Here is a 26,879-nt window from a genome sequence, read left to right as displayed (position 1 = left end):
GTCCGGCCCGCCGGGGGATGTCCCCCGGCGGGCCGGACGCTCGGTGCGACGGGAACGAGGGTCCGTCAGGTCCTCATCCGGTCGGTACTACGGGGTCAGCAGGGGCCGTTGTCGGTCCAGACGCCCCACTGGCCGCTCAGCGACGGGTCGTCGCCCTTGGTCCACCACTTGTTGGTGTAGTAGTGACCCTTCCAGGAGACCTTGGTCGAGGTCGCGTAGGTGGCGGCCGCGTCCCAGCTCGGGGCACCCGCGCAGCCCGGCGGGGTGGTCGGCGGCGTGGTCGGCGGAGTCGTGGGCGGGGTGGTCGGCGGCGTGGTCGGCGGAGTCGTGGGCGGCGTGGTCGGCGGGGTCGTCGGCGGGGTGGTCACCGGCGGCGCCGGGCAGCCCGCGGCGGAGCCGTTGGTGGCCTCGACCATCTTGTCGAACAGGCTGGTCTTGGTGCCCAGGTCGTACAGCGAGAAGGCGAAGGAGCCGCCGAGGCCGTTGCAGTGCGCGTAGTCCAGCTTGGCCTGGATCGAGCGGGCGTCCTCACCGGACCAGAAGGTGCTGCCGTCGTAGAAGTACGTCGTCTTGGCGTCCTCGTCCCAGTACGTCTTCGCCGGGTTGTCGACGAAGCCGGCCAGCTCCTTGTACATCTGGATGCCCGCGACGTTGCCCGACATGGAGGCACCCGCGGCGGGGCCGGTGGCGGGCTGGAAGAGACCGTTCTTGCCGTTGTTCTGGACGCCGGTCCAGCCGCGGTAGTAGAACGGCACACCCACGTTGATCTTGTTCGCGGGGAAGCCGCCCGGGATGCCGTACTGCTGGTCACCGGCGGTGTAGGCCTTGACGGCCGAGTCGACCGAGTACTTGCCGGTGCCACCGGGGACCGGCGTCATCGGGTCGTTCGGGCCGGCGTAGATCGGGGCCTGGTGGTTGGTCGGGCCCTTGGCCTCCCAGCCGCCGTGCATGTCGTACGTCATGATGTCGAGGAACGACAGGTACTGACCGATCTTGTCGGTCTCGACGTTCTTGATCTTGTCCTGGCCGGCACCCACCGCGGCCGCGGTGTAGTAGCTCTTGCCGTCGGTCTTGCCCTGGGCGTCGAGCTGCTCGCGCAGCTCCTTCAGCAGCAGGGTGAAGTTCTGCTTGTCGTTCGGGCTCGACAGGTTGCCGGTGTGGCCGCCGCCGCCCGGGTACTCCCAGTCGATGTCGATGCCGTCGAAGATGCCGGCCGCCGAGCCCGGGCCGCCGTAGCCGGCCTCGACCGGCAGGTTGCCCTTGATGAACATGTCGATGCAGGACGAGACCAGCTTCTTGCGCGAGGCGTCCGAAGCGGCCGCCGCCGAGAAGTACTTGGAGTACGTCCAGCCGCCCAGCGAGATCAGGACCTTGAGCTTGGGGTTCTTCGCCTTCAGCTTCTTCAGCTGGTTGAAGTTGCCCACGATCGGCTGGCCCCAGACGTCGCCGACACCGTCGACCGAGATGTCCGGGCCGAAGCTCTTCTGGTAGTCGGCGAAGGAGTCGCCCGCACCGTCACCGGCATTGGGGTTGTTCTCGTCCTGGCTCGCCGCCTTGTTGGCCTCGAAACAGGTGAGGCTGGTGGGGTTGATGTTGGCGAACGAGTAGATCAGGTAGTCCAGCTTCCCGGCCACGCCGGTGTCCTGGATGGTCTTCGGGTAGTACCCGTTCGCGTAGATCGACCACTGGTCGAAGTAGGCCACCTTGATGCCGCCGCTGGTGGCGGGCGCGCCGGTGGAGTTGGTGACGGCGGCGTTGGCCGTGGCGCCGCCGGTGAGCGCGAGACCCGCGCCGAGCAGCAGGGACGCCGTGGTGCCGGCGGCGATCGCAGTCAGGCTCTTGGACCGCTTGCGGCGGCCGCCCTCCTGAACCGGGGCCCCGGCCCTTTCGATGCGTGAACGGAGCATGGGTGCGTGACTCCTGGTGTGGGGGATTCCGCCGGTCCGGGAACGTGCGCACGGGGTGGGGCCGTACGACCAGGACATGACAGAACGGGATGGGGGAATCGAACGGAACATGCCTTGACGGACGCCGGGATATGCCGAACCGGCGCCAGCGGCGAACCGCTGACGCCGGCTCAGGGGCTCCCTGCACCTGGGCACTAAAATGGACTAGACCAACTACCCCGTCAAGGGGTGATGTTGCGGCTTGAGCCGCCGTTAAGGTTCCGCCGGAACGCGTCCGCCCCCGCTGACCTGGGGGTCAACGGGGGCGGAGGAGGTCGGACGGCCGACCCGGAGTCGGCCGGGTCCGCTCAGTACCGGACGGCATTGGCGACCACGGCCTTCACCGAGCCGGAGAGGTCCCGGTTGCTGAGCGCCTTCGCCTCGGTGCTCTTCCCGGCCTCGACGTCCGGCACGGTCACCGCGGTCGCGTCCAGCACATTGCCGCTGTCGTCGGTGAAGTTGACCTGGACCACGTACCGGGCGCTGCCCTGCTGCTCGTGGTTGGTCACGGTCAGCGTCGTCTGGGCCTTGCCGTCCGTGAAGGACACCGCCCCCGCCGAGACGTCCGCCTTCGCGTCCAGGCCGCCCTTGACCCCGGCGAGCGCCGAGGAGGCCGCGGCCTGGGCGGAGGAGGCCGCGGAGGCCAGGGACGAGGAGATCCCGCCGGCCGCCGAGGCGAGCGCCGAACTCGCGGCCGAGGCGGCGGCGGAGGCCGCTCCCGCGATGCCCGACCCCACCTGGCCGGCGGCCGAGGAGACCGCGCTGCCCGCGCTGCTGCTCGACGAGCAGCCCGCCAGCGCGGCGCCGCCGAGCAGGGCGGCACCCACGACCACGGCCACCGCGCGGCCGGGCCGGCGGACGGCGGGGGCCTGCGGGTCCCCGGCGGTGGGCCGCGGCGGCGCCGCCGGGCGCGGGGTGGCGGCGGCAGTGCCGGTCCCGTCGGCGACGGAGATGACTGGGGTGGCGGAGGTGGCAGTGGTGAAGGAGGTGGCGGAGGTGGCAGCGGTCCGGCGGGGCGGAGCCGCGGTGCGGCGGAGCGGCTGGCGGTCCATCGGGGTCCTCGATTCTGGCCGGCGCCGGGGGCCCGGCGCGCCTCCCCGCCCACGTTCCGGGGGCCGGGAGACGCTCGCCAACAGGGGTGGTGCGTTCGGGTGAGCCCGGCCGGGCGGCGCCGGACGGGGGCGTTCGGGTGAGGTTCGGGCGGCGTTCGGGTGGGGTTCGGGTGGGGTTCGGGGGTGGTTCGGGGGCGCGGTTCGGATGCGCCCCGGCCCGGAGCACGAGCGGCCTCAGGAGAGCCCGGAGCCGTCCTGGGTGTCCGCCTCCACGGCCGCGCGCTCCTCCGCCAGCCGGACGGCGTGCCGCCGTCGGGCCACCACGCCGTACGCGGAGGCCGCGCTCGCCACGAAGGCCAGGGCGCCGACCCACGGCTGGTCGAAGGCGTGCCCGGTCAGGTGGTCGACCGAGTACCGGCCGGGACCGGCCAGTCCCAGCGCCAGCCCGGTCGCGCCCAGGAACGCCGGGTACTCGTAGCCGCCGGACATCACGAAGAAGCCGGCCGGGGCGTGCACCGCGACCGCGCCGGCCATGGTGCCGGCCACCACCGCGCCGGCCGCCGGCGTGGCCAGCCCGACCAGCAGCATCGCGCCGCCGCCCGCCTCACCGAGCCCGGCGGCCAGGGCGCTCTGGCGCGCCGGATGGAAGCCCATCGCCTCCATCGCCTTGGCGGTGCCGTCCAGGCCGCCACCGCCGAACCAGCCGAACAGCTTCTGGGTGCCGTGGGCGATCAGCACACCGCCGACGGCGCCGCGCAGGGCCAGCAGACCCAGGTCCTTACGGTTCAGAGCCATGTCGAAGTCCCCTTCGGGAGCCCTCCGCCGAATGGTGGGGAGGTCCGGCTTCCATGGCACCGGAAACGACGGCCCCACTCGACCCGGGGCGGCCGTTCGGGCGAATGACGGCGCGAGAGGGAATAACCGGCCGGGGGCGTGGCGGCCGGGCGGCGGTGATCGTCGCGGCCATGCTTGGCCCATGTTCGTCTTCAACCTGAGCAGCGCCTTCATCGCCTTCTTCGCCGTGGTCGGCCCGCCCAAGGTCCTGCTGTCCTTCGCCCGGCTGGCCACCACCCGCACCACCGGGGAGCTGCGGCGCCTCGCGGCGTGGAGCACCGTCGTCTCCGCCGTGATCGGCGCGGTGATGGCCCTCAGCGCGGACTTCGTCACCACGCTGTTCCACATCAGCGACCAGTCGCTGCAGCTCGCCGGCGGGCTGATCTTCTTCGTCTACGCGGTCGCCCTGGTCTTCGGGGTCCACCTGGGCTGGGGCACCGACGTGGAGGACGAGCACCTCGTCAGCCCGCTGGTGGACGGCATCCGCGAGCTGCTGCTGCCCTACCTGGCCAGCCCGCTCGCGGTCACCGCGGTGCTGGTCGCCTCGCTCACCAAGGACGACTGGGGCTGGCGCACCACCGTGGCCGGCGCATACATCGCGGTGGTGCTGATCAACTACGTCTGCGTCGCCCTGCTCGCCCCGCTGATGCGGCGCAGCCACCGCACCTCGCTGGAGGTGCTCTCCCGGCTGCTCGGACTGCTGCTGGCGGCGGTCGGCGTCGAGCTGTTCCTGAACGGGCTGGCCGGACTCGGCCTGCACCTGCCCGACGGGCACTGAACCGCCCGCCGGTACAGGGCCGGGCCCGCGGGCCCGGCCGCTCAGACCGCCGCGGCCAGCCGGACCAGTGCCTCCGCGATCCGGTCGCGCACCAGCGGGTCGGCGACCAGTCCGTCCGCGCCGACGTCCCCGCGCGCCAGCGGCAGCCGGACGCAGGCCGCCTCCACCACGGCCGCCCCGGTGTACCCGAGCACGGTGCGCAGCGCCTCCTCCGCACCGAGGCCGCGCCCAGGCCCGGCGGCGTTGATCCAGGCGGCCGGCTTGTCCACGATCTCCATCCCGCCGACCGTCCAGTCCAGCAGGTTCTTGAAGCTGCCCGGCAGGGTCCCGGCGTACTCGGGCGCGCAGATCAGCAGCGCGTCGGCGGCCTCCACGGCCTCGCGCAGCGCGGTGACCGGCTCCGGCAGCGGATCGGTGTCGAGGTCCGGGTTGAAGTGCGGCAGCCCGGCCAGCCCGGTGTAGTAGGTGGTCGCGACGCCCTCGGTGGCCAGCGCCACGACGGCGGCGGTGCGCAGCACCGTCTCGTTGACGGACCCGGTGCGCAGGCTGCCCGGGAGCAGCAGGATGTGACGGTCGTTCGGCATGGGCAGGAACCTATAGCGCGCGGCACCCCGTCCGCGCCGGTTGTCCACCGGTCACGGGACTTCCGCCGGTCACGGCACGACCGCCGGTCACGGCGTTTCCGTCGATCTCCGCAGGACCACCGGTCACCGCACGACCACCGGTCACGGCACGACCACCGGCCGCCAGGGCACCGGGCTGGAGAGGATCATCGAGCTGGCCGGCTGGCCGTAGGCGCCGAGGCGGTCGATCAGGGCCTCGAAATCGGCCATCGCGGGAACGGCCACCAGCAGGGCGCAGCAGGCTCCGCCGGTCACCCGGTGCAGCTGGAGCACCTCCGGCCACCCGGCCACCTCCGGGTCGCGGAGCACGCAGCGCGGACCGTAGCACTGGATCTGCACCAGCGCGGTGATCGGCAGGCCGGCCCGGGTGAGGTCGACGTGGGCGTGGTAGCCGGCGATCACCCCGTCGGCCTCCAGCCTCCGGACCCGTTCGGCCACGGCGGGTGCGGAGAGGCTCACCCGGCGCGAGAGTTCGTTGTAGGACAGGCGGGCATCGGCCTGCAGCTCGGCCAGCAGACGGCGGTCGACGGTGTCCACGGCGGGCTCCCGAGGGTGTGTGCGGGTGTCCTCCGGTTGGCCGGATCCCACCGCTTTGCGATCGTGAAGAGGATCAGGAAAACACCTCTTGTACGACAGGCGCGACCGGCGTTGCCGTGCCCGCCGCCCATTCAAATGCGGGACCGGGCCACCGCACAATGGGGCCCCGGCGAGGACCGGGGCGACGGGACCGGATCCCGGGCCCGTCCGGTGGTCCCGCCGCCGGTGACTTCAGGAGGGATCGGTATGGGGCACGACACGGTGGAGAAGCCCAACCTGTCGTTCGGACGGACCGGGGAGCCGGTCCGGGGCACCCCGTACGCGCGCTACGCCCGGCTGGACGAACTGCACAGCCTGCAGCACCCGCTCAGCGAGGCCCCGGCCGAGCTGTCGTTCATCGTCACCACCCAGGTGATGGAGCTGCTGTTCGGCCTGCTGCGGCACGAGTGGACACTCGCCCAGCGGGCGCTGCGCGCGGACGACCTGCCGGGCGCACTGGCCGCGCTGCGCCGGGGCACCCACGTCCAGGACGTGCTGACGGAGTCCTGGGACCTGCTGGCCACGATGACCCCGCAGGAGTTCAACTCCTTCCGCTCGGTGTTCGGCGAGGCCTCGGGCTTCCAGTCCTCGGCCTTCGTGCACCTGGAGTTCCTGCTCGGCAACAAGAACGCCGCGCTGCTGCGGATGTACGACGACAGCCCGGCCGCGCTCGCCGAGCTGACCGAGGTGCTGCGCTCCCCCGGTCTGTACGACGACGCGCTGGCGCTGCTGGCCCGGCGCGGCCTGGAGCTGCCGGACACCGTGTCCGAGCGGCGCCACCAGAGCGACGAGGCCGTGGCGGCGGCCTGGCGGCGGGTCTACGCCGAGGACGGGTACGCCGAGCTGCGGCCGCTGGCCGAGGCACTGCTGGACGTCGCCGAGCGGGTGACCCGCTGGCGCCACCGCCACCTGATGGCGGTCAAGCGGGCGATGGGCGCCAAGCCCGGCTCGGGCGGCTCCAGCGGCCTGAGCTGGCTGCGCCGCTCCGCCGAGCAGGACGTCTTCCCCGAACTCTGGGAGATCCGGGACGGGATGTGACCGGCACCGGCCGGGCAGGAACCGGGGGGACGCCGAACGGCGCGGACCCCCGCGGGCCGCGGACACGGACGAGGAACGGGAAAGGGCAGGGCATGATCACTCGCGAGGAGTGCGCGGCGCTGGACGCCGCCGACCCGCTGGCGGCGTTCCGCGGGGAGTTCTCCCTGCCGCCGGGGGTGATCTACCTGGACGGCAACTCGCTCGGCGCGCTGCCGGTCCGCACCCCCGAGCGGGTGCGGACCGTGGTCGAGGAGGAGTGGGGCCGGGAGCTGATCCGCAGCTGGAACGACGCGGGCTGGTTCGAGCAGCCGTACCGGCTGGGCCGGCGGATCGCCCCGCTGGTCGGCGCCGCGCCCGAGGAGCTGGTGGTCTGCGACACCACCTCGGTGAACCTCTTCAAGGTGCTGGCGGCGGCGCTGCGACTGCGGCCGGGCCGTTCCACCGTGCTCGGCGACCGGGCCGCGTTCCCCACCGACCTCTACATCGCCGAGGGCGTGACCGGGCTGGTCCCCGGCGCCCGCAGCCTGCTGGTCGACCCGGCCGAGCTGGACGCGCACCTGGACGGGGACGTGGCCGCGGTCGTGCTCTCGCACGTCGACTACCGGACCGGTGAACTCCTCGACATGCCCGGGATCACCACCCGGGTGCGGGCCGCCGGGGCGCTGATGATCTGGGACGTCTGCCACTCGGTGGGCGCACTGCCGGTCGAACTCGGCGCGAGCGGGGCGGACTTCGCGGTCGGCTGCACCTACAAGTACCTGAACGGCGGCCCCGGTTCGCCGGCCTTCCTCTACGTCGCCGAGCGGCACCTGGCGGCCGGGCCGCCGCAGCCGCTGAGCGGCTGGTTCGGGCACGCCCGCCCGTTCGCCTTCGAGCCCGGCTACGAGCCCAAGGACGGCATCGGCCGCTTCCTCACCAGCTCGCCGTCGCTGCTCGGCCAGGCCGCGCTGGAGTCCTCGCTCGACATCTGGGAGCGGGCGGACCGGGACGCCGTCCGGGCGAAGAGCCTGGCGCTGACCGATCTGTTCATCGCCCTGGTGGAGGACCTCGAGGGGATCGAGGTGGTCACCCCGCGCGAGCACGGGCGGCGCGGCAGCCAGGTGGCACTGCGGCACGCCGACGGGTACCCGGTGGTGCAGGCGCTGATCGCCCGCGGGGTGATCGGGGACTTCCGCGCGCCGGACCTCATGCGCTTCGGCTTCACCCCGCTCTACCTCTCCCACACGGAGGTGTGGGACGCCGCGCGGCACCTCGCCGAGGTGCTGGCGAGTGGCGAGTGGAAGGACGAGCGCTTCGCCCGCCGCGGCGAGGTGACCTGAGCCGCCGGGGTGACACGCCCCACAGCGCCGGAGCGGTTCGCCCTCGATCCGCCCGGAAAAGATCCTCCTTGACCGATCGTCAGCTCGAAGGAGGTCGCATGGACCTGGAACTCGGACCGCTGAAGCCCGAGCCCGCTGAACTCATCCTGGGACTGGCCTTCTTCTTCCTGGTGCTCCTGACCCTCGGCCGGGTGGTACTGCCGCGGGTCGAGCGGGTGCTCGCCGAGCGGCACGACGCCACCGAGGGCCGGCTGGAGCGGGCGGCCGCCACGGTCGCCGAGGCCGAGCGGACGCTCGACGAGTACCGGCAGGAGCTGGCGGCGGCGCGGCACGAGGCGGCCCGGATCCGGCAGCAGGCCGCCGAGGAAGGCGCGGCGGCCGTCGCGGCGGCCCGTGAAGAGGGCCTGCGCGAGCGCGATCTGCTGCTCGCCGAGGCCGACGCGCGGCTCGCCGTGGACCGGGCGTTCGCGGAAGCGGCGCTCCGGGAGGACGTCGGGCGGCTGGCCACCGAGTTGGCCGGCCGAGTGGTCGGCGAGTCGGTGGCGGCTGTCTCCGCCGAGCGCCGCACGGTGGAACGCTTCTTCGACCGGCCCACCACCGAGGAACGCTGAGCCGACACCGCGGCGGTCCCGCACCCGGGTTCCGGGTGCGGGACCGTTGGCGTCACGGCGCCGTTCGCGTCACAGCGCCGTTCGCGTCACGGGGCCCGTCAGCTCCTGGACCAGCCGCCCGTAGACGGCGAAGGCCGGCTTGGGGGTGTAGTCGTCGCGGAGCAGGCCGAAATGGTGGAACAGGCCCGGCCCCGCGCTGTCCGCGTCGCGCAGGCCGAAGTGGCTGTAGCCGGTGAGGTTCAGCTCCCCGGCGAGCCCGGCCACCGTCCGGACCACCTCCTCGACCACTTCCGCCTGCCGCTGCTCGGGGCGGTCCGGGCCGGTCGGCCAGCCGTGCTCGCACACCCTGACCGGCACCGCCGCCCCGATCCCGGCCCGGACCACGACCTCCCGCCGGAAGCCGGTGAGCACCGCCGCGACCGCCGCCCCGAGCCGCTCGGCCGGGACGAGGCGGAAGACGTCCGGGAAGAAGTCCAGGCCGACGTAGTCCAGCGCGCGGTGGAACCGCTCGTCGGCCAGCTCGCCGAGCGCGGACCAGAACGGCTCGGCCGGGTCCGGGCTGAAGGCCGCGTTGAACCCCACCGCGAGACCCAGGCCGAGGGCGAGCGCCTCCTCCTTGGCCGCGACCACCCCGTCGACCAGCGCCCGCAGGACGCCCGGGGCGGAGCCGTCGAGCACCGGTGAGTCGACGTTCGGCTCCTCGCAGATCTGCAGGGTGCCGATCCGTCCGCCCCCGGCGCGGACCGCGTCCCGGACGAAGTCGGTCCAGCCGTCCGGCCGGTCGCCGGGACCGCGGTACTGGAGCACCAGGTCGAGCCGGCGCCCCTCGCCGAGGTACCGCTCCGGCTCGGCCGGGGTGGGCGGCAGGTCCGGGCCGGGCGGGTACGAGCGGTAGGCGCGGACCAGCAGGGTCGGTGCGGTGCCCTGGAGTTCGCGCAGCGCGGCGGTGATCCGCGCCGGGTCGTCCGGGCTGACGGGGGTGATCACGCCGCTCTCGTCGCCGAGCAGGCCGCCGGGGTAGACGCCGAAGGTGAAGGTCATGGCTCCACCGTAGCCGAAATTATTGGTGTCACTGCAAGTTTGGTGCGGCACTATGATTCCCGTATGGGACTTCGCGAGGAGAAGAAGCGGCAGACCCGGACCCTGCTCGCCGACACCGCGACCGCGCTGTTCGCCGAGCACGGGTTCGAACGGGTCACGGTGGCCGAGGTGGCCCGGGCCGCCGGCGTGGCCGTCAACACGGTCTTCAACTACTTCCCGACCAAGGAGGACCTCTTCTTCGACCGGCAGGAGGAGGTGGTCGCCCGGCTGGCCCTGGTCGTGCGCGAGCGGCCGCCCGGCACCTCCCCCGTGGACGCCGTCCGGGCCGAGCTGCTCGCCGGGCTGGACGCGACCGAGCCCACCTACGGGCTGGACCCGCGGGCCGCGGCGTTCTGGCGGACGATCGAGGACAGTCCGGCGCTGCGGACCCGGCTGCTCGACCTCGGCGAGCGCGCCGAGGAGGCACTGGCCGGGGCGCTGGCCGAGGAGGCCGGCACCCCGCCCGGCGATCCGCTGCCCCGGCTGGTGGCGGGCGCGCTGGCCGGGGCGCACCGGGCGGCGCTGGCGGAGGTCCGCCGGGGCATGGTGGCGGGCGAACCGGTGGACGCCGTCCGGACCCGGGTCGTGGCCGCGGTCACGGCGGCCTTCGGCCTGCTGGCGGCGGGCCTCGACGACTGGCCGGGCCGGGCCGGGGGCCGAACCGCGCGGCACGGGAGCACGCACGGGGCCGCCCGGTCGGAGTGACCGGGCGGCCCGGGAGAGCACCGCGAGGGGTCGCTAGCTGTGGCGGCCGCGGCGACGGGCGGCCAGCACGGCGAGGCCGCCGAGAGCGAGCAGACCCGCGCCGGCCAGACCGAAGACCACCGGGGCGTTGCCCGCGCCGGTGGAGGGCAGCTGGCCGCCCCCGCCGCCGTGGGTGGGCCCGGGGTGGTGACCGGTCGGGCCGTGGCTGCTCGGACCGTGGCTCGACGGGCCGTGGCTGGTGGGCGCCGCACTGGAGGAGCTGGGCGAGGTGGTCGGGGTGGTCGGCACGGCCGAGCTGGTGGTCGGCGTCGGCGAGGTCGGGGTCGGGGTCGGGGACGTCGTGGTGGGCGTCGGCGAGGTCGGCGCCGGGGAGGTGGTGGTCTCGGTCGGGGTCGGCGTCGGGGAGGTCGGCGAGGGCGACGGCGAGGTGGGCGAGGGGCTCGGCGTGACGTCGCACTCCGGCAGGTCGCCGTCGAACGGGTAGCTGTGGAGCTCGTACCCGCCCGTCCCCGTGTGGATCAGGTTGCCCGCGAGGTACACCCGCCCGTTCATGCCCGGCTGGGAGATGGTCGTCGTGCCGCCCGGGTTGCCCGCCAGCACCGAGCCCTGGAACTGCGCGCTGCCGAGGATCTGCGCGTTGGTGGCGGTCGGGAAGTTGTACATCAGCTTCGACCGCATGTCGGTGGTCTGGTCCCCCGCCAGGCCGGTCCCCGTGTAGGTGTTGATGATCGGGCTGTCCCCGAGCATGTTCACCACGACGGTGGCGCCGGCCGGGATGTTGGCGAAGACCAGGCCGATCTGCCCGCCGGTCGGCGAGGCAAGATTCTGGGAGACGTTGAAGACCTGCTTCATGCTGGTCCCGTCACCGGTGAAGGTGGCCTCGCTGGAGGTGACCGCGACGGTGCCGGTGGCGGCGGCCCGCCCGACGCAGTCGGAGACCTCCTCGATCTGGGTCAGCACGGTCTGGTAGGGCGCGGCGGCGTTCGGGTCCGCGATCGACTCACCGGTGGGGTCGATGCTGACGGTGCCGGTGACGGTGCCCGCGTGGCGCAGGTTGCCGAAGGCCGGACCCTTCGAGTCGCTGCCGCCGATCAGGATGCTGTTGCCGGCCACGGCGTCGACGTTGCCGCCGGTGGTGACGAAGTCGCTGCCGTTCGGCGGCACCACGCGCGAGCCGACGCCGACCACGCCCATGTTGTAGATGCCGCCGCCGTTCTTGTCGACGGTCAGGTTCCCGAGCGTGACGATCTTGCCCTCGGCCTCGGCCGCCCGGCCGTTGACGGTGAAGTTGCCGCCCGTGAAGACGTTGATCGTGGCGTCCCGCCCGGTGAAGTCGCCGTTGTTCGGCTCCGGCCAGGTCGCCGGGCAGTCCGGCCCGGTGCAGGCACCCAGCGGCGGGGTCAGCGGCGCAGCCGAACCCACCGTCAGTACCGCCGCCAGCGGCAGTACCGCGACGGCGGTCGCCACCGCGACCCGGACGGTCGTCCGCCCCTGGGGGGACGACTGACGCTTCACGGCGGTTCTCGTGTGTCCCGGCGCACCGGTTCCCTGATCCTGACCCATCGGCACATTCCTCCGCACAGCGAAAAAGGCAGGTGGAGCAGCACCTGCCGGGTTCCAGTTGATCCTGGATCATTCCTGGAGATTTCCAGAGAATCCAGAGATTCGTGATATCCGATACCAAATCGGACTATCCATACCCTACAGACCATCAGCTTCGAGCCGAAAATCCCCCGCCCGGGCGAACCGACCGTGTTCTCCCGGCCCGGGCCCGGCCCCGCTAGGTTGGGGGCATGACTTCCGCGCGCATGACTTCCGACGCGATCGCCACCGTCGCCGCGAGCGCCGACGTGCTGCGCCACCCCGAGGCCGGCGAGCACCTGCTCACCGCCGTCGAGAAGGAGCGCGCCGCCCGCTTCCGGTACGAGTCCGGGCGGGCCGACTTCACCGCCGGGCACGTCCTGGTCCGGCTCTGCGCCGCCCGGCTGCTCGGTGTCCCGGCGGCCTCGCTGACGCTCGCGCAGCACTGCCCCGACTGCGGCAAGGGCGACCACGGCAAGCCCTACCTGCCCGAGCACCCCGGTATCTCGGTCAGCCTCTCGCACACCAAGGGCGTGGTCGCCGCCGCCGCCGCGCACGCCCCGATCGGCGTCGACGTCGAGCTCACCGACCGGGGCGGCACCCTGCTCGACGTCGCCCCCCGGGTGCTCGCCGAGGAGGAGCTGCGGCAGGTCCGGGCGCACAACGACCCGGCGCGCGCCTTCCTGCGCCTCTGGGTCCGCAAGGAGGCCCTGATCAAGGTCGGCCGGACCACCCTGGACGGCCTCGCCGCCGTCGACCTCTCCGGGCTCCCGCTCGACCTGCCCGACGACCGTCCGCTGCTCGGGCGGTTCGAGGACCTGGAGCTGCTCGACTGGGCCGACGAGTCGCACGGCGCGGCCGTCGCGGCGGTCTGCGAGCTGCCGCCGCGGGTGGTGGAGCTGGCCTCGCTGTAGCCGGGAGTGTGGTGGCTGGGAGCGTGGCCGCCGGGGGCCTGGTCGCGGGGGGCGTTGCAGCCGCGACCTGGGTGGATGCCGGTCGGATAAGCGGTGTTAGCGTCCTGGACGGGGCGCTGAGAACCGTCCGCCCCGGCGTGCCCGCGCCGTGACCGCCGCCGGGCCGCCCCGCTGAAAGTCGCAAGGGTGCCCCGCCATGGCCAAGTTCCTGCTGAGCCTGCACGTCCTCGCCTCGGTGCTGTTCATCGGCCCGGTGGCCGTGGCCGTCAGCATGTTCCCGCGCCGGGCGGGCACCGCGCTGGCCGGCGGGCCCGAGCAGGCGGCCGACGCCGGCATGCTGCGGCAGCTGCACCGGATCACCCAGGTCTACGCGCTGCTCGGGATCGCGGTGCCGGTCCTCGGCATCGGGCTCGCCCAGGTGATGGACGTGCTCGGACAGTCCTGGCTGATCGCCTCGATGGTGCTGACCGCCGTCGCCGCCCTCTCGCTGCTGCTGTTCGTGCTGCCCGCGCAGCAGGCCGCGGTCGACGCGCTCGCCCTGGAGTCCGGCTCGGAGGAGCACGGCAAGGCCGTCCGCGGGCTCAAGCTGCTGCCGATGACGGCCGGCGTGTTCAACCTGCTCTGGGCGGTCGTGGTGGTGCTGATGATCGTCCGGCCGGGATCGACCACCGGCGCCTGACGCCCCGGCGCCCGCGGTAGTACTGTCCGGCCATGACGATCATGGCGGGGATGGGGCCCGGCACCGGGACGGGAATAGGGCCGCTGCTGCGCGGCTGGCGCGAACGGCGACGGCTCAGCCAACTGCAGCTCGCCCTGCTGGCCGACTCCTCCGCCCGGCACATCAGCTTCGTCGAGAACGGCCGCTCCCGGCCCAGCCAGGACCTCGTGCTCCGGCTCGCCGAGCACCTCGACGTCCCGGTCCGCGAGCGCAACGCCCTGCTGCTGGCCGCCGGCTACGCACCGCTCTACCCGGAGAAGCGGCTGGACGACCCCTCGATGGCGGCGCTGCGCTCGGGCATGGAGCGGCTGCTCGCCGCGCACGACCCGTACCCGGCGCTGGTCGTCGACGGGACCTTCCAGGTGCTCGCCGCCAACCGCGCGCTCGGGCTGCTGCTGGCCGGGGTCGCGCCGCACCTGCTGGAACCGCCGCTGAACGCGATGCGGATCACCCTGCACCCGGAGGGGCTCGCACCGCGGATCGTGAACCTGCGGCAGTGGCGGCGGCACCTGCTGGAGCGGATGGAGCAGCAGCTCGGACTGGTCCGCTCGGCACCACTGCGGGCCCTGCTGGACGAAGTCAGGGCCTACCCGGAGCCGCCGGGCGCGGCGGAGGAGGCGGCCGAGGACCTCACCGAACTGTTCCCCTTCGCGCTGCCGCTGCGGATCGCGCACGAGGGGCGGGTGCTGTCGTTCCTGTCGACCATCGCGACCTTCAACACGCCGATGGACGTGACCGTCTCCGAGCTGGCCCTGGAGGCGTTCCTCCCGGCCGACGCGGAGACGGTCGCGTACCTCCAGGCCGCCGTGGGGGCGGAGCGGTAGGACCTTCCGGCCGGCGGGGCGACCGGCGGGGCGACCGGTGGGGCGACCGGTGCCGGGCGGTCAGGCCGGGATCCGGCGCAGGGTCGTGAACTGGAGGACGCCGAGGAGCGCGACGGTGCCGGCCTGCAGCGGGATCCAGACGTAGCCCGCGGTGGTCGGCCCGAACCACAGCTCCATCGCCACCAGGCTGAGCACCGTCCAGCCCAGGTTGATGTCGATCACCGCCCGCACCGCGGTCCGCGGCGGCTGCGGACGGGCGGCCAGCAGGCCGACCGCCAGGCCGAACACCGTCAGCACGACGCCGAGTTCCAGCAGGGTCGAGCGTCCCACCCCCAGCAGGTCGCCGAGCGGGCCGGAGAAGGCGAGGTAGGCGAGGCCGTTGCCGCCGCTGACCACGGCGTCGACGGCGAGGAGCCGGCGCAGCGCCGTCCAGGAGGCGGGGGCGGTCCGGCGGGCGGTGGTGACGGTGTGGGCGGACATGGCGGATCGGCCTCCGGCGGTGGGGTGGGATCCCGGTCGGCGCTCCGCCGCCGGGTGGACACCACTGTGCCGGGCGGTCGGACGGCCGTCGATTACCTCCGGGGTCATCCCCCGTCCCCGTCCCCGGCGCCGCGCCCCGGGCCGAGGGCGCGTTCCGGCCGGGGGCGCGCCGGAGGTCGTGCCACGGGTCAGGACCGCAGGTCAGAGCCGCGGGTCAGGGCCGCAGGTCAGGGCCGGAAGGCGCGCGGCCGGGCGGCCTCGGCACCCGGCGGCCGCAGCGGCACGCCCGCGCGCTTGACCGCCCGCGCCACGATCGCCGTCTCGGCGCGGCCCACCCCGAGCGGGCCCAGGGTGTCCGTGACGAACCGGTACAGGCCGCCGTGGTCCGGGCAGAACACCGCGGCCATCAGATTGGCCGGCCCGCTGGTCGCGAAAACCCCGTGCACCTGCGGGTGCCGGCCCAGTGCCGCGCCGACGGCCGCGAGCCGGGCCGGCGGCACGTCCAGCCACAGGTTGGCGTCCACCGCGAGCCCCAACAGCCTCGGGTCGACGGCGACATGGGTGCGCAGCAGCCCGGTCCCGTCCAGCCGGTGCAGCCGGCGCCGGACGGTGGACTCGGGGGTGCCGGCCGCCGCCGCCAGCATCGCGTGCGACTGCCGGGCGTCCTCCCCGAGCCGGGCCAGCAGCTCGCGGTCGAGCGCGTCCAGCGACACGCCCCCGGGAGCGGGGCGGGCGACCGGCGGTTCGGCGAGCGCGGCCGCCTCCGTCTCCTCCAGGTGGCCGGAGCGCCAGTGGCCGGCGTCCGCGAAGGCGTGCAGCACGGCGTGGACGGTGGTCTCGGTGACCGCGGCGGTGGCGGGCAGCTGCCCGTGCAGCAGCCGGTCGCGCGCGCCGGCGCCCGCAAGCATCACCGCGCCGACCTCCTGGCCGCCGAGCATGACATCGACGAAGGGCACGTCCGGCCGTTCGGCCAGCGCCCGGGCGACGGCGTCGCCCTTGCCCTGCAGCACCCGGATCCGCAGCAGCAGCGCGCCGACCGCCGCGTCCTCGACCTCGGGCATCCGGACCACCCGGACCAGGCCGGTCTGCTGGAGCCGGACGAGCCGGCGGGTGACCGTGCGCGGGGAGACGCCGAGCACCTCGGCGATCCTCCCGGCCCCGGCCCGGCCGTTCACCTGGAGCGCGCAGACCAGCCGGCGGTCCAGGGTGTCCAGCACGGTGTCCGGATCAGCAGCAGCGACGTCCATGGTGTCCGATCTCCGTCGTCCTCCCGCACCGGACGTCCCGTCCGGGCGCTCCGACGGTACTCCTTGACCGCACGAGCACGAGCACGAGGAACGGGAGCGGGACGATGGACGACATCGAGGTGCGGGAACTGCGGACGCTGCTGCCGGAGGTGGAGGCGGCGGTCCGGGAGGTCGGCGCGCGGCTGGCCGGACAGCGGCCGGCCGACCCCTGCCCGGAGTCCGGCCTGGCCGGGGCGATGGCGCGGTTCGCCGCGTTCGACGACCCGGCCGCCGCCGAACTCCGCGCGCGGCTGGCCGCGTTGCGCCCGCAGGCGGGTCTGCCGGCGGACGAGTTCGACGGCGCGGTACCGACCGGGGGCGAGTGGTGGCTGTGCGACGCGATGGACGGCGCGGTGCAGTTCCTGCTCGGACTGCCGCACTGGGCGGTGACCGCGACCCTGGTGCGCGACGGCGCGGCGGTGCTGTCCGTGGTGCACGCGCCGCAGCTCGGCGCCCGCACCTACCGCGCCGTGCGCGGCGGCGGGGCGGAGCTGGACGGGCGGTCGATCGCCCCCGTGGAGCGGGAGTTGGCGGCGACGGTGGCCGGGACGAGCCAGCCGCCCGGGGTCGGCGCCGACCCGGTGGCGCTGCGCCGTGCGGGCGCCTCGCTGTCGGCGGTGGCGGGCGCGGTACTGGCCGTCCGGAACCTGGGGCCGACCTCGCTCCAGGTGGCCCAGGTCGGCTCCGGACACCTGGGCCTGTTCTGGGAGTTCGGCGCGGACGCAGCGAATCTGCTGCCCGGCGCACTGATCGCGACGGAGGCGGGCGCGGCCGTCACGGACGCCACCGGGGCCGCCTGGAAGCCCGCCGCGGACGCCTTCCTGGCCGCCGCGCCGGGCCTCCACAGGCTGGCCCTCCCCCTGCTGAACGGTCTTGACTGACCGTCAGAGCCCGAACAGCGCGGCCGCGTTGTGGTGGCAGACGGCGCGCAGCCAGTCCTCTCCCAGTCCGAGCCGTTCCAGCGCGTCGAGTTGGTGCCCGTACCGGTAGGGGATGTTGGGGAAGTCGCTGCCGAGCAGGACCCTGCCCCCGAGGGCACGCAGCCGGGGCAGCTCGGCGGGCGGGAAGGGGGTCTCCCGCTCGGAGAAGTCGGTGAACGCCATGGTGGTGTCCAGCCGGACACCGGGGTACCGCTCGGCGAGGTCGAGGAAGTCGGCGTACTCGGGCAGACCGAGGTGGGCCACCACCAGGACCAGCCGGGGGTGCCGGGCGAGCACCGCGCCGATCGGGCCGGGGCCGGTGTGCTTGCCCGGGACGGGCCCGGAACCGCAGTGGGTGACCACCGGTGTGCCGCTCTCCGCGAGCAGGCCCCAGACCTCGTCGAGTTGTGGGTCCGCCGGGTCGTAGCCGCCGACCTGGAGATGCGCCTTGAACACCCGGGCGCCGTCGGCGAGCGCCCGGGCCACATAACCGGGCGCGCCCGGCTCGGGGTGGAAGGTCGCGGTGTGCAGGCAGTCGGGGGTGCGGGCGGCGAAGTCCGCGGCCCAGGCGTTCAGCCACTCGGCCATCCCCGGCTTGTGCGGGTAGAGCATCGCGGTGAACGCCCGGACGCCGAACTCCCGAAGCCGGGCGACCCGTTGCTCCTCCGCCTCGCGGTAGGCGATCGGCCAGGGGCGGCCGGTCAGCGGACCGGCCGCGTCGAAGTACGCCCACACCTTGTCGAGCACGTTCTTCGGCATGAAGTGCGTGTGGACGTCGATCAGGCCGGGCAGACCGAGGTGCCGCCAGAAGGCGCGCACCCCGGCCGCCTCGGCGGCGGGGTCGGGGGCCGGTCCGGACAGCGGGCCGTTCAGCGGGCCGTTCAGCGGGCCGTTCAGTGGGCCGGGCGCGCTCATGCGGCCGGTACCGGCCGGGCGCGGTCGATGATCGCCGCGACGTCCGGACCGGGCGGCAGGGTGCCGAACGCGGCGCCGTGGTCACCGCCGAGCCGGGAGGCGCAGAACGCGTCGGCGACCGCCGGGTCCCCGTACCGGACCAGCAGCGAGCCCTGGAAGGCCAGCGCCATCGCCTCCACCAGCCGGCGGGTGCGGTACTCCAGCTGGTCCAGGTCGGTGAGCTGCTTGCGCAGCCCGGCGACCGCCGCGTCGAGCCTGCGGTCGGCGCCCGCCGCCGCATCCAGTTCGCCGAGGAAGGCGTCGACGGTCTCCGGGTGCTTGGCCATCGCGCGCAGCGCGTCCAGGGCGGCGACGTTGCCGGAGCCCTCCCAGATCGAGACCAGCGGCGCCTCCCGGTAGAGGCGGGGCATGCCGGACTCCTCGATGTAGCCGTTGCCGCCCAGGCACTCCAGGGCCTCGGCGGCGTGCGCCGGACCGCGCTTGCAGACCCAGTACTTGGCCACGGCCAGGCCGAGCCGGCGGACCAGCGCCTCCTGCCCGTCCCCGGCGAGGGCGGCGTCGGTGGCCTGGGCGAGCCGCATCGCCACCGTGGTGGCCGCCTCGGACTCCACCACGAGGTCGGCGAGCACGTTGCGCATCAGCGGCTGGTCGACCAGCGCCCGGCCGAACGCCCGGCGGTGCAGGGCGTGCTGGACGGCCCGGGTGGCTCCGAGCCGCATCCCGGCGGCGGCCCCGATCGTGCAGTCCAGCCGGGTCGTGTTGACCATCTCGATGATGGTCCGCACCCCGCGCCCCTCCTCGCCGACCAGCAGGCCGTACGCCTCCTCGTACTCGATCTCGGCGGAGGCGTTGGACTTGTTGCCGAGCTTGTCCTTGAGCCGCTGGAGGCGGAGCCGGTTGCGGCTGCCGTCCGGCAGCACGCGCGGCAGCAGGAAGCAGCTGAGCCCGCCCGGCGCCTGGGCGAGGGTGAGGAAGAGGTCGGACATCGGCGCCGAGGTGAACCACTTGTGGCCGGTGAGCCGGTAGCTCCCGTCGGGCTGCGGCACGGCGGTCGTGGTGTTGCTGCGGACGTCCGAACCGCCCTGCTTCTCGGTCATCGACATGCCGGCGATCAGGCCGCGCTTGCCGTGCGGCTCGCGCAGCCCGAAGTCGTACTCGGTGGCGGCGAGCAGCGGTTCGAGCTCGGCGGCCAGCGCGGGGGTCGTGCGCAGCGCGGGAACGGCGGCGTAGGTCATCGAGACGGGGCAGGTGTGGCCGGCCTCGACCTGGCTCCAGACGTGGAACCTGGCGGCGCGGGCGGTGTGCGCGCCGGGCCGGTCGTCCCGCCAGGGGGCGGCGTGCAGACCGTGGCCGACGGCGGTGCGCATCAGCTCGTGCCAGTACGGGTGGAACTCGACCTCGTCGATCCGGTGGCCGAAGCGGTCGTGGGTGCGCAGCACCGGCGGGTGCTCGTTGGCCAGCCGCCCCCACTCGGCGGCCTGCTCGGAGCCGGCCAGCCGGCCGAGGGCGCGCAGTTCGGGCTCGGCCCAGCCGGCGCCGGCCCGGTGCAGGGCGGCGAGCAGCGCGGGGTCGGCGGCGGTGTCGTGCCCGTACGGGAGCGGGGCCTGGTTGGTGACCTCATGCGTCGCTGTCATCGCGTTCTCCAAGCGCTCGGAGGGTGAAGGAGACGAGGGCGGGGACCACGGCGCCGGGGGCCGCCCCGGCACCGTTCGGGGGTACCGCGGCGAGCGGGCCGGTGAGGGCCTCGGCGGTGGCGCCGACGATCGCGGCGGCGGTCAGCTGCGGGTCCTGGGGCGGCAGCCGTCCGGCGGCGAGCGCGGTGGCGATCTCGGCGGCGAGCACGTCGCGGAAGGTGCGGCGGAAGACCAGGCGCTCGGCGTCCACCACGGTGTCGGCCGGTTCGACCAGCAGCGCGTGGGCGAGCCGGGGGGCACGCAGGGCGCGGGCGGCGAAGGTCTCCACGACGGCGGCGATCCGGTCCCTGGGGGTGTCGTGCCGGGCGACGGCCTCGTGCACGGCGGCCACCTCCCGGGTGACCACCCGACGGAACAGCTCGACCGAGAGTTCGGCCTTGTTGGCGAAGTGCCCGTACATCGAGCCGGTGGCGATACCGGCCCGCTCGGCCACCGCGGCCATGCTGCAGCCGCCGTAGCCGCGCTCGGCGAGCAGGCCGACCGCGGCCTGGAGCACCGCCTCGCGCTGGGCGTCCAGTCGGGCTTGCACGGCGGGGGTGCGACGGTAGGCCATGGAAGCATTGAAGCACTGATTCACTGCTTCGGGGAGGGTTCCGCGAGGGTCCGGGCGGGTCCGGGCGGGAACGCGTGTCCGCCCGGGCGCGGGAACGGCGGAGGGCCGCCCGACGGACGGGCGGCCCTCGCTTCGTACGGTCCCTCGCTTCGCACGGTCCCGCGAACGCGGGCGGTCCGGACTACAGCCGGACGCGGTCCTGCTTCAGCCCCTCGATGTCCAGCGGGCCGATCGGCGGCACCTGGTACTGCCCCTTCAGCGCGCGGGCCGAGGCGTCCGGGCCGAGGCCGGCCCACTCCAGCACCTTCGCGGTGGCGGCCGCCGACTCGTCGGCCGGCAGCTTGGCGATGTTGGAGCCGTGGTTGCCCCCCGGCACCGTGTAGACGTAGCTGTCCTCGCTGCCCCACCCGAGACGGAACGGCTCGGCACCCCAGGGGTCGTTCTGGCCGTAGACGTAGATGATCCGCTCGGCCGAGTTCCGCACCCAGCGGTCGATGTCGCGCATCGCGGACGGGTCGAAGCGCATCGGGATGGACCGCGGCACGTAGGTGCGCGGCGCGTACAGCTCCTTGTAGTCGTAGTGCAGCAGGCCCTTGAGAGCCGAGACGTCGAAGGAGGGCGAGCCCAGCTCGGTGCCGGCCTGGTAGTAGTACGCGGTGTACCCGGCGAGCGACTGGTCGCTGTTGCCGGTGATGCCGGACTGGGTGTCGAGCCAGGCGTACAGCGCGTCGTCGGTGCCGGCGGCGCCCGGGACGTTCACGCAGTCGGCCGCCAGGCTGTACTGCCAGAACGCCCAGACCGAGTCCAGCACGGCCAGCTCGTACGCCTTGTCCGCGCTGCCGATGGTGGTGAAGGTGGAGCCGGCGGCGGCGTTGTCCGCGGCGTAGCGGGGCTCCAGCCGGTCGCGGCGGGCCAGCAGTTCACGCTGGGTGGCGGTCAGCGCGGCCCGGCACTCGGGGGTGCCGACGTTGCGGAAGAACTTGCTGTAGGCGGAGTCCTCGCGCTCGTCGACGTCGTTCGGGGCGACGTAGGCGATGGTGCCGGCCACGTCGTCCGGGAAGAAGCGCCGGTGGTAGGTGGAGGACATGCCGCCCTTGGAGGCGCCGGTGGACAGCCACTCCTGGTGGTAGATCCGCTTCAGCGCGGTGATCAGCCGGTGCGCGTCGGTGGCCGCCTGCTTGATGCCGGCCTTGCTCCAGTCGGCGGGCTCGGGGCGGGACGGCGTGAAGTAGCGGTACTCGATGGACACCTGGTTGCCGTCGACCAGCCGGGCCGGCTCGGTGCGCGAGGGGGTGGTGCGCAGCGTGTAGCCGTTGGTGTAGAACACGGTCGGCCGGTCGTAGCCCTTGTGCAGCACGCTCAGCCGCTGCTGGAAGGTGCCCAGCCAGGGGCGGGCGTGGTCGATCGGCTGGGTGTAGGTGAGCAGGAAGTAGCGGTGGCCGGTGGTGGTGGGCTGCTCCTCGGTGACGGTCATCCCGGGGATCCCGGCCAGCCGGGCCTTGATGTCGGCCGACGGGTCGTCGGCGACGGACGCCGCGGCGTCGGCCGGGCCGGTCGCCCCGGCGGACCGGGCCAGCGCGGTCGGGGCCAGGCCGAGGCCCAGCAGCGGTATCAGCAGAACGGCGACCAGCAGCCTTCTGATCTTGGTGGTCATCAACTCTCCATCGGGTCAACGGAACTGTGCGGTGCTCTGGTCCGAACTCTCCGGCAGTCGGCGCGCCGCCGCCGGGCGGACCGGCCGTCCGGTAGACGGCCGAATGGGCCACCCGCCGGTCGCGGATGGCCCATCGGGGAGAAAGTGCCGGTCAGGGGCGCGGCAGGGTGCAGCCGGCCCTGGTGAGGTCGAGCTTGTTGCCGGGCCCGAAGCAGGCGGGGATGATGTACGTCTCCTGGGCGTAGCCGATGCCCCGGCGGACGGTCACCGCGCCGTTCTGGTCCACCTCGCACGGGTTGTTCAGCGTGCAGCGCTGGCCGTCCTCGTTGATGGTGTTGTTCACCGCGACGACCTGCCCGCTGTTGGCGTCGACCACCGGGGAGCCGGAGGTACCGCCGATGACGTTGCAGGTGGAGGTGTAGCGGAGCGAGTCCTTGAAGGTCCAGTCCGCTTCCTTGAGCCGGTAGGCGAAGCCGTCGGCCGAGCAGGAGTAGATCTTCTTCCAGTAGCCGGAGACGACCTTGATCGAGCTGCCCTGGACGGGGTGGGTGGCGGCGACGGTCAGCGGGGCGATCCCGTAGCGCGACTGGATCGCGGCATAGGTGGTGTTCAGCTGGTAGATCGACACATCGGTGTCGGTCATCGTGCCGTAGACCATCTTGCTGGCCTTCACCGTGCCGAGCGAGCCGCCGCTCGCGTTGAGCAGGGTGAAGCTGCGGCTGGAGGTCTGGTTGGTGACCACCTGGCCGGGGCCGGGCATGCCGGTCTCCAGGCAGTGGCCGTTGGAGAGCACCAGGGCCGGGTCGTTGGCGGTCGAGGCGGGGAACCGGACCAGCGAACCGGAGCAGTTGCTCAGCGCCACCGTCCCGGCGAACGTGACGGCGGCGGCCTTCCCGGCCTGCGGCGACGTCACGGTCGTCGTCGTGGTGGCGGTGGACGCGGTCGCGGCGGGGGCGCCCGCCAGGGCGGTCGCCCCGGCGAACAGCAGCGCGGCGGCCGTGCCTATGAGCGGCTTCTTCATGAGAGACCTCTCGGTGTGTCTCGGCGTGGGGGTGCCCCAAAGCTGGCGCGGACATGACGCCCTGTCAAGGGTCCTGTCACCGGCCCCCGGACCACAGGGCCGTGTTCCGGCCGCCGGACCCCGGTACTGTGACCGGGACGGCAGGAAGACCATCTGGGGGGCTGACATGACCGGCGATCACCGCGACCGCGGCGACCACGGCGACCACGGCGACCACCGCACGGACGACGCACGACGCGGACCGACCGGAGGCCGGCTGCTCGCGGTCAGCGACCTGCACGTCTCCTACCAGCAGAACCGTGACCTGGTGGAGCAGTTGCGCCCGGACTCCCCCGACGACTGGCTGATCGTGGCCGGCGACGTGTCCGAGTCCACCACCACCATCCGCTGGGCCCTGGGCCTGCTCGCCGAACGCTTCGCCAAGGTGATCTGGGCCCCCGGCAACCACGAACTGTGGACCCACCCCAACGACCCGGTCCAGGTGCGCGGCGTCGAGCGCTACCAGCACCTGGTGGAGATGTGCCGCGAACTCGGCGTGGTGACCCCCGAGGACCCGTACCCGGTGTGGACCGGCGCCGGCGGCCCGGTCGCGGTCGCCCCGCTGTTCCTGCTGTACGACTACACCTTCCGGGCCCCCGGCACCTCCACCAAGGAGGAGTCACTGGCCGCCGCCTACGAGACCGGCGTGGTCTGCGCGGACGAGCGCTTCCTGCACCCCGACCCGTACCCGGACCGCGACTCCTGGTGCCGCGAGCGGGTCCGGCTGACCGAGAAGCGCCTCGCCGAGCACGACCCCGGACTGCCGCTGGTCCTGGTCAACCACTACCCGCTGGTCCGCCAGCCCACCGAGATCCTCTGGTACCCCGAGTTCGCCCAGTGGTGCGGCACCGAGCTGACCGCGGACTGGCACCGCCGGTTCAACACCGCCACGATGATCTACGGGCACCTGCACATCCCCCGGCGGACCAGCTACGACGGGGTGCCGTTCGAGGAGGTGTCGCTCGGCTACCCGCGCGAGTGGGGCCGGCGCGGCCTGCCGGACCCGCTGCTGCGCGAGGTGTTCCCGGACGCCTGAGGCGCGGTGCGCCGGTGGTGGCCGCTACTCCCCTTCGCGTCCCGCCACCGGCTCCGGCTCCGGGCCCGCGTCCTACACCGGGCCCGCGTCCGCGTCCGCCACCGCGTCGGCCACCGGCTCCGGCTCGGGCTCCGGGTGCCTCGGCGCCACCGTGAGCTTCCCGTCCGACACCTCCGCGACCAGCGTGTCCCCCTCCCGGACCGTGCCGTCCAGCAGCAGGTCGGAGATCCGGTTGTCCAGCTCCTGCTGGATGGTGCGGCGCAGCGGCCGGGCCCCGAACGCCGGCTGGTAGCCGAGGTTCACCAGCAACTCCTTGGCCCCGTCGGTCACCTCCAGGTCGACGTCCTGGGCCTTCAGCCGACGCCGGGTGCGGTCCAGCAGCAGGTCGACCACCTGCAGCAGGTCCTTGCGGGTGAGCGCGTGGAAGACGATCACCTCGTCGATCCGGTTGAGGAACTCCGGCCGGAACTGCGTGCGCAGATCCCGCATCAGATCGTCCCGGATCTCGTCGACATCACCCGCGTGGTCGAGGATCCGCTGCGAACCGATGTTGCTCGTCATGATCAGCACGGTGTTGCGGAAGTCGACCGTACGCCCCTGGGAATCCGTCAGCCGGCCGTCGTCGAGCACCTGGAGCAGCAGGTTGAAGACGTCCGGGTGGGCCTTCTCCACCTCGTCGAAGAGCAGCACGCTGTACGGCTTGCGGCGCACCGCCTCGGTGAGCTGCCCGGCCTCGTCGTAGCCGACGTACCCGGGCGGCGAGCCGACCAGCCGGGAGACGGTGTGCTTCTCCTGGAACTCGCTCATGTCGAAGCGGATCATCCGGTCCGGGTCGCCGAACAGCAGCGCGGCCAGCGCCTTGGCCAGCTCGGTCTTGCCGACACCGGTCGGGCCCAGGAACAGGAAGGAGCCGGTCGGACGGTCCGGATCGCCCATCCCGGCCCGGCCGCGACGGACCGCCTGGGCCACCGCGGTGACCGCCCGGTCCTGCCCGATCACCTTCTCGTGCAGATGCTCCTCGAGCCGGAGCAGCCGCTCCCGCTCGGTCGCGTTCAGCTCGGCCACCGGGATGCCGGTCCGGCCCGAGAGCACCTGCGCGATGTCGTCCGCGGTGACCGCCACGACCTCCTCGCGGGCCTCGGCGACCGCCGCCAGCTCGTCCTCGGTCTGCCGCAGCTCGGTCTTCAGATTGGCGGCCCGGACGAACTCCTCGTCCGCCACCGCCTCCTCCAACTCCCGGCGCAGCTTGGTGATCCGGTCCCGCACCGGCACCGCGGCGGTGGAACCTCCCAGGCTGCGCAGCCGCACCCGCGCGCCCGCCTGGTCCAGCAGGTCGATCGCCTTGTCCGGCAGGAAACGGTCGCTGACATAGCGGTCGGACAGGGTCGCGGCCGCGTCCAGCGCCTCGTCCGTGAACCGCACCTGGTGGTGCGCCTCGTAGGCGTCGCGCAGCCCCCGGAGGATCTCGACCGTCTCCTCCACCGTCGGCTCGGGCACCAGCACCGGCTGGAAGCGGCGCTCCAGCGCGGCGTCCTTCTCCACGTACCGGCGGTACTCGTCCAGGGTGGTCGCGCCGACCACGCTCAACTCACCGCGGGCCAGCGCCGGCTTCAGGATGTTGCCCGCGTCCATCGAGCCCTCTCCCCCACCGCCCGCGCCGACCACGGTGTGCAGCTCGTCGAGGAACAGGATCACGCTCTGCTCGGCCGCCGTGACCTCGTCGATCACGTTCTTCAGCCGCTCCTCGAACTCGCCCCGGTACTTGGAGCCGGCCACCAGCGCGGTGAGGTCGAGCGTGACGACCCGCTTCTCCTTGAGGATCTGCGGCACGTCCCCCGAGACGATCCGCTGCGCCAGCCCCTCCACGATCGCCGTCTTGCCGACCCCCGGCTCACCGATCAGCACCGGATTGTTCTTGGTCCGGCGGGACAGGATCTCGACCGTCTGCTCGATCTCCTCGGCCCGGCCGACGACCGCGTCCAGCCGGCCCGCCCGGGCCTCCTCGGTGAGGTCGCGCCCGTACTCGTCCAGCGTCGGCGTCGCACTCGGCTGCCCGCCACCGCCGCCCCCACCGGCACTGCGCCCGTCCAGCACCGAGCGCAGCGCGTCCTGCGACGGCGCCGCGTTGCGCACCGCCGCCCCCGCCCCCGACCGCTCCTCCTCCAGCAGCGCGCCGAGAATGTGCTCCGGCCCGATGTACGAGGCCCCCGCCGCCTGCGACCGCGCGTGCGCCGCCAGCAGCGCCCGCTTGGCCGCCGGCGTCAGCGCCGGCCGCCCCTCCTCCCCCGCCACCTGCGCCCCGGCCGGCAACGCCTTGTCCAGCTCCCCCGCCAACCGGTCCGGATCCACCCCCGCCCGCTCCAGCATCCGCCGCGACGGATCCACCCGGGTGGCCGCCCACATCAGATGCCCGGTGTCGAGATCACTCCCCCCGCCCTCGGCCGCCCGCCGCGCGGCCGCCGCCAGCAACTCCTGCGCCGACTCGCTCAACAGCCGCCCGATCGGCACCCGTTGCACCGCGGGCGGCGAGGCCAACGGGCTCATCCCGAAGAACCGGCTGAGCAGATCCGAAAACGGGTCGTTCGACCCGAACGGCGGCATGGTCACGGAGGATCACCTCTCCCGAGCGTTGTGCGCCCACCCAAACACACCCCACCCCACCCCGCCTCCCGGTGCCCTTGT

At 73.6% G+C, this 26,879-nt stretch carries 25 protein-coding genes; 10 read left to right on the top strand and 15 right to left on the bottom strand.

The annotated features are described in order from the left end of the window. Positions 1-95 precede the first annotated feature (95 nt). The 3 genes from ACIPYS_RS01330 to ACIPYS_RS01320 form a co-directional block, all read right to left on the bottom strand. On the bottom strand, positions 96-1,907 hold the full coding sequence (locus ACIPYS_RS01330) for a glycosyl hydrolase family 18 protein (RefSeq protein WP_093862220.1): 1,812 nt from the start codon (positions 1,905-1,907) through the stop codon (positions 96-98). A gap of 347 nt (positions 1,908-2,254) precedes the next feature. Then, positions 2,255-2,998, bottom strand: a complete 744-nt coding sequence (locus ACIPYS_RS01325; RefSeq protein WP_400741716.1) for a hypothetical protein — start codon at positions 2,996-2,998, stop codon at positions 2,255-2,257. A 234-nt stretch (positions 2,999-3,232) separates the two neighbouring features. After that, on the bottom strand, positions 3,233-3,793 hold the full coding sequence (locus ACIPYS_RS01320) for a DoxX family protein (protein WP_093862218.1): 561 nt from the start codon (positions 3,791-3,793) through the stop codon (positions 3,233-3,235). 181 nt (positions 3,794-3,974) lie between these two features. Here ACIPYS_RS01320 and ACIPYS_RS01315 point away from each other — a divergent pair, with 181 nt between their 5' ends. After that, positions 3,975-4,610, top strand: a complete 636-nt coding sequence (locus ACIPYS_RS01315; RefSeq protein WP_093862217.1) for a MarC family protein — start codon at positions 3,975-3,977, stop codon at positions 4,608-4,610. A gap of 41 nt (positions 4,611-4,651) precedes the next feature. On the opposite strand, the gene ACIPYS_RS01310 is transcribed toward ACIPYS_RS01315, so the two are convergent. Next, positions 4,652-5,194 carry an NADPH-dependent FMN reductase gene (locus ACIPYS_RS01310; protein WP_093862216.1) on the bottom strand — a complete coding sequence of 181 codons (543 nt, stop codon included), beginning with the start codon at positions 5,192-5,194 and terminating at the stop codon, positions 4,652-4,654. 141 nt (positions 5,195-5,335) lie between these two features. Beyond that, on the bottom strand, positions 5,336-5,770 hold the full coding sequence (locus ACIPYS_RS01305) for an Lrp/AsnC family transcriptional regulator (protein WP_093862215.1): 435 nt from the start codon (positions 5,768-5,770) through the stop codon (positions 5,336-5,338). Positions 5,771-6,016: 246 nt separating this feature from the next. On the opposite strand from ACIPYS_RS01305, the gene ACIPYS_RS01300 reads away from it, so the two are divergent. The 3 genes from ACIPYS_RS01300 (at position 6,017) to ACIPYS_RS01290 (ending at position 8,777) form a co-directional block, all read left to right on the top strand. Beyond that, positions 6,017-6,847: a tryptophan 2,3-dioxygenase gene (locus tag ACIPYS_RS01300; RefSeq protein WP_093862214.1), complete on the top strand. Its 831-nt coding sequence runs from the start codon at positions 6,017-6,019 to the stop codon at positions 6,845-6,847. Between the two features lie 92 nt (positions 6,848-6,939). Further along, positions 6,940-8,166, top strand: a complete 1,227-nt coding sequence (gene kynU / locus ACIPYS_RS01295) for a kynureninase (RefSeq protein WP_400741710.1) — start codon at positions 6,940-6,942, stop codon at positions 8,164-8,166. Between the two features lie 98 nt (positions 8,167-8,264). Then, positions 8,265-8,777, top strand: coding sequence for a hypothetical protein (locus ACIPYS_RS01290; RefSeq protein ID WP_400741707.1), 513 nt, complete (start codon positions 8,265-8,267; stop codon positions 8,775-8,777). Positions 8,778-8,846: 69 nt separating this feature from the next. On the opposite strand, the gene ACIPYS_RS01285 is transcribed toward ACIPYS_RS01290, so the two are convergent. Continuing rightward, positions 8,847-9,818, bottom strand: coding sequence for a hypothetical protein (locus ACIPYS_RS01285; protein WP_400741704.1), 972 nt, complete (start codon positions 9,816-9,818; stop codon positions 8,847-8,849). Positions 9,819-9,881: 63 nt separating this feature from the next. On the opposite strand from ACIPYS_RS01285, the gene ACIPYS_RS01280 reads away from it, so the two are divergent. After that, on the top strand, positions 9,882-10,562 hold the full coding sequence (locus ACIPYS_RS01280) for a TetR/AcrR family transcriptional regulator (RefSeq protein WP_400741701.1): 681 nt from the start codon (positions 9,882-9,884) through the stop codon (positions 10,560-10,562). A 33-nt stretch (positions 10,563-10,595) separates the two neighbouring features. On the opposite strand, the gene ACIPYS_RS01275 is transcribed toward ACIPYS_RS01280, so the two are convergent. Next, a complete protein-coding gene (locus ACIPYS_RS01275) occupies positions 10,596-12,077 on the bottom strand; it encodes a choice-of-anchor A family protein (RefSeq protein ID WP_400741698.1) in 1,482 nt (493 codons plus the stop codon). Between the two features lie 278 nt (positions 12,078-12,355). On the opposite strand from ACIPYS_RS01275, the gene ACIPYS_RS01270 reads away from it, so the two are divergent. The 3 genes from ACIPYS_RS01270 to ACIPYS_RS01260 all read left to right on the top strand — a co-directional run bounded on the left by ACIPYS_RS01270 (position 12,356) and on the right by ACIPYS_RS01260 (position 14,599). Further along, on the top strand, positions 12,356-13,057 hold the full coding sequence (locus ACIPYS_RS01270) for a 4'-phosphopantetheinyl transferase family protein (protein WP_400741695.1): 702 nt from the start codon (positions 12,356-12,358) through the stop codon (positions 13,055-13,057). Between the two features lie 196 nt (positions 13,058-13,253). Next, positions 13,254-13,736 carry a DUF2269 family protein gene (locus ACIPYS_RS01265; protein WP_400741692.1) on the top strand — a complete coding sequence of 161 codons (483 nt, stop codon included), beginning with the start codon at positions 13,254-13,256 and terminating at the stop codon, positions 13,734-13,736. A 32-nt stretch (positions 13,737-13,768) separates the two neighbouring features. Continuing rightward, positions 13,769-14,599: a helix-turn-helix domain-containing protein gene (locus tag ACIPYS_RS01260; RefSeq protein ID WP_400741689.1), complete on the top strand. Its 831-nt coding sequence runs from the start codon at positions 13,769-13,771 to the stop codon at positions 14,597-14,599. A 60-nt stretch (positions 14,600-14,659) separates the two neighbouring features. Here ACIPYS_RS01260 and ACIPYS_RS01255 read toward each other — a convergent pair whose 3' ends face one another. Together ACIPYS_RS01255 and ACIPYS_RS01250 are read right to left on the bottom strand one after the other, a co-directional pair. Then, positions 14,660-15,079 (bottom strand): hypothetical protein, encoded by a 420-nt coding sequence (locus ACIPYS_RS01255; protein ID WP_093862205.1) that lies wholly within the window; start codon positions 15,077-15,079, stop codon positions 14,660-14,662. Positions 15,080-15,306: 227 nt separating this feature from the next. Then, positions 15,307-16,326 carry an Lrp/AsnC family transcriptional regulator gene (locus ACIPYS_RS01250; protein ID WP_093862204.1) on the bottom strand — a complete coding sequence of 340 codons (1,020 nt, stop codon included), beginning with the start codon at positions 16,324-16,326 and terminating at the stop codon, positions 15,307-15,309. Between the two features lie 104 nt (positions 16,327-16,430). On the opposite strand from ACIPYS_RS01250, the gene ACIPYS_RS01245 reads away from it, so the two are divergent. Then, on the top strand, positions 16,431-17,246 hold the full coding sequence (locus ACIPYS_RS01245; RefSeq protein ID WP_400741684.1) for an inositol monophosphatase family protein: 816 nt from the start codon (positions 16,431-16,433) through the stop codon (positions 17,244-17,246). A 3-nt stretch (positions 17,247-17,249) separates the two neighbouring features. Here ACIPYS_RS01245 and ACIPYS_RS01240 read toward each other — a convergent pair whose 3' ends face one another. The 5 genes from ACIPYS_RS01240 to ACIPYS_RS01220 form a co-directional block, all read right to left on the bottom strand. Further along, on the bottom strand, positions 17,250-18,200 hold the full coding sequence (locus ACIPYS_RS01240) for an amidohydrolase family protein (RefSeq protein ID WP_093862202.1): 951 nt from the start codon (positions 18,198-18,200) through the stop codon (positions 17,250-17,252). Further along, positions 18,197-19,834, bottom strand: coding sequence for an acyl-CoA dehydrogenase family protein (locus tag ACIPYS_RS01235; RefSeq protein ID WP_400741677.1), 1,638 nt, complete (start codon positions 19,832-19,834; stop codon positions 18,197-18,199). The genes ACIPYS_RS01240 and ACIPYS_RS01235 overlap by 4 nt, the downstream gene beginning before the upstream one ends. After that, the gene (locus ACIPYS_RS01230; protein WP_093862200.1) at positions 19,818-20,447 is read right to left on the bottom strand and encodes a TetR/AcrR family transcriptional regulator; all 630 of its coding nucleotides are present in this window, start codon (positions 20,445-20,447) and stop codon (positions 19,818-19,820) included. Before ACIPYS_RS01230 ends, ACIPYS_RS01235 begins: the two co-directional genes overlap by 17 nt. A gap of 181 nt (positions 20,448-20,628) precedes the next feature. Continuing rightward, positions 20,629-22,101 (bottom strand): S28 family serine protease, encoded by a 1,473-nt coding sequence (locus tag ACIPYS_RS01225; RefSeq protein ID WP_093862199.1) that lies wholly within the window; start codon positions 22,099-22,101, stop codon positions 20,629-20,631. 151 nt (positions 22,102-22,252) lie between these two features. Continuing rightward, positions 22,253-23,122: a serine protease gene (locus ACIPYS_RS01220; protein ID WP_400741673.1), complete on the bottom strand. Its 870-nt coding sequence runs from the start codon at positions 23,120-23,122 to the stop codon at positions 22,253-22,255. Between the two features lie 166 nt (positions 23,123-23,288). Between ACIPYS_RS01220 and ACIPYS_RS01215 the strand changes: the two genes are divergently transcribed. Continuing rightward, complete coding sequence (locus ACIPYS_RS01215; RefSeq protein WP_400741670.1) at positions 23,289-24,197, top strand: metallophosphoesterase family protein; 909 nt, start codon at positions 23,289-23,291, stop codon at positions 24,195-24,197. 72 nt (positions 24,198-24,269) lie between these two features. On the opposite strand, the gene ACIPYS_RS01210 is transcribed toward ACIPYS_RS01215, so the two are convergent. Next, a complete protein-coding gene (locus tag ACIPYS_RS01210) occupies positions 24,270-26,798 on the bottom strand; it encodes an ATP-dependent Clp protease ATP-binding subunit (protein WP_400742816.1) in 2,529 nt (842 codons plus the stop codon). Between the last annotated feature and the right edge of the window lie 81 nt (positions 26,799-26,879).

The sequence above is a fragment of the Kitasatospora sp. NPDC089913 genome, assembly GCF_044748625.1.
Taxonomy (GTDB): domain Bacteria; phylum Actinomycetota; class Actinomycetes; order Streptomycetales; family Streptomycetaceae; genus Kitasatospora.
This window is presented reverse-complemented; position numbering and strand designations above follow the sequence as displayed.

Bases quoted from the DNA above. Each gene is read 5' to 3' on its own strand.
- ACIPYS_RS01210 (WP_400742816.1), bottom strand. From the start codon at position 26,798: ATGCCGCCGTTCGGGTCGAACGACCCGTTTTCGGATCTGCTCAGCCGG.
- ACIPYS_RS01280 (WP_400741701.1), top strand. From the start codon at position 9,882: ATGGGACTTCGCGAGGAGAAGAAGCGGCAGACCCGGACCCTGCTCGCC.
- ACIPYS_RS01265 (WP_400741692.1), top strand. From the start codon at position 13,254: ATGGCCAAGTTCCTGCTGAGCCTGCACGTCCTCGCCTCGGTGCTGTTC.
- ACIPYS_RS01240 (WP_093862202.1), bottom strand. From the start codon at position 18,200: ATGAGCGCGCCCGGCCCACTGAACGGCCCGCTGAACGGCCCGCTGAAC.
- ACIPYS_RS01320 (WP_093862218.1), bottom strand. From the start codon at position 3,793: ATGGCTCTGAACCGTAAGGACCTGGGTCTGCTGGCCCTGCGCGGCGCC.
- kynU (WP_400741710.1), top strand. From the start codon at position 6,940: ATGATCACTCGCGAGGAGTGCGCGGCGCTGGACGCCGCCGACCCGCTG.
- ACIPYS_RS01315 (WP_093862217.1), top strand. From the start codon at position 3,975: ATGTTCGTCTTCAACCTGAGCAGCGCCTTCATCGCCTTCTTCGCCGTG.
- ACIPYS_RS01300 (WP_093862214.1), top strand. From the start codon at position 6,017: ATGGGGCACGACACGGTGGAGAAGCCCAACCTGTCGTTCGGACGGACC.
- ACIPYS_RS01225 (WP_093862199.1), bottom strand. From the start codon at position 22,101: ATGACCACCAAGATCAGAAGGCTGCTGGTCGCCGTTCTGCTGATACCG.
- ACIPYS_RS01330 (WP_093862220.1), bottom strand. From the start codon at position 1,907: ATGCTCCGTTCACGCATCGAAAGGGCCGGGGCCCCGGTTCAGGAGGGC.
- ACIPYS_RS01245 (WP_400741684.1), top strand. From the start codon at position 16,431: ATGGACGACATCGAGGTGCGGGAACTGCGGACGCTGCTGCCGGAGGTG.
- ACIPYS_RS01325 (WP_400741716.1), bottom strand. From the start codon at position 2,998: ATGGACCGCCAGCCGCTCCGCCGCACCGCGGCTCCGCCCCGCCGGACC.
- ACIPYS_RS01250 (WP_093862204.1), bottom strand. From the start codon at position 16,326: ATGGACGTCGCTGCTGCTGATCCGGACACCGTGCTGGACACCCTGGAC.
- ACIPYS_RS01235 (WP_400741677.1), bottom strand. From the start codon at position 19,834: ATGACAGCGACGCATGAGGTCACCAACCAGGCCCCGCTCCCGTACGGG.
- ACIPYS_RS01270 (WP_400741695.1), top strand. From the start codon at position 12,356: ATGACTTCCGCGCGCATGACTTCCGACGCGATCGCCACCGTCGCCGCG.
- ACIPYS_RS01285 (WP_400741704.1), bottom strand. From the start codon at position 9,818: ATGACCTTCACCTTCGGCGTCTACCCCGGCGGCCTGCTCGGCGACGAG.
- ACIPYS_RS01230 (WP_093862200.1), bottom strand. From the start codon at position 20,447: ATGGCCTACCGTCGCACCCCCGCCGTGCAAGCCCGACTGGACGCCCAG.
- ACIPYS_RS01310 (WP_093862216.1), bottom strand. From the start codon at position 5,194: ATGCCGAACGACCGTCACATCCTGCTGCTCCCGGGCAGCCTGCGCACC.
- ACIPYS_RS01215 (WP_400741670.1), top strand. From the start codon at position 23,289: ATGACCGGCGATCACCGCGACCGCGGCGACCACGGCGACCACGGCGAC.
- ACIPYS_RS01220 (WP_400741673.1), bottom strand. From the start codon at position 23,122: ATGAAGAAGCCGCTCATAGGCACGGCCGCCGCGCTGCTGTTCGCCGGG.
- ACIPYS_RS01255 (WP_093862205.1), bottom strand. From the start codon at position 15,079: ATGTCCGCCCACACCGTCACCACCGCCCGCCGGACCGCCCCCGCCTCC.
- ACIPYS_RS01290 (WP_400741707.1), top strand. From the start codon at position 8,265: ATGGACCTGGAACTCGGACCGCTGAAGCCCGAGCCCGCTGAACTCATC.
- ACIPYS_RS01260 (WP_400741689.1), top strand. From the start codon at position 13,769: ATGACGATCATGGCGGGGATGGGGCCCGGCACCGGGACGGGAATAGGG.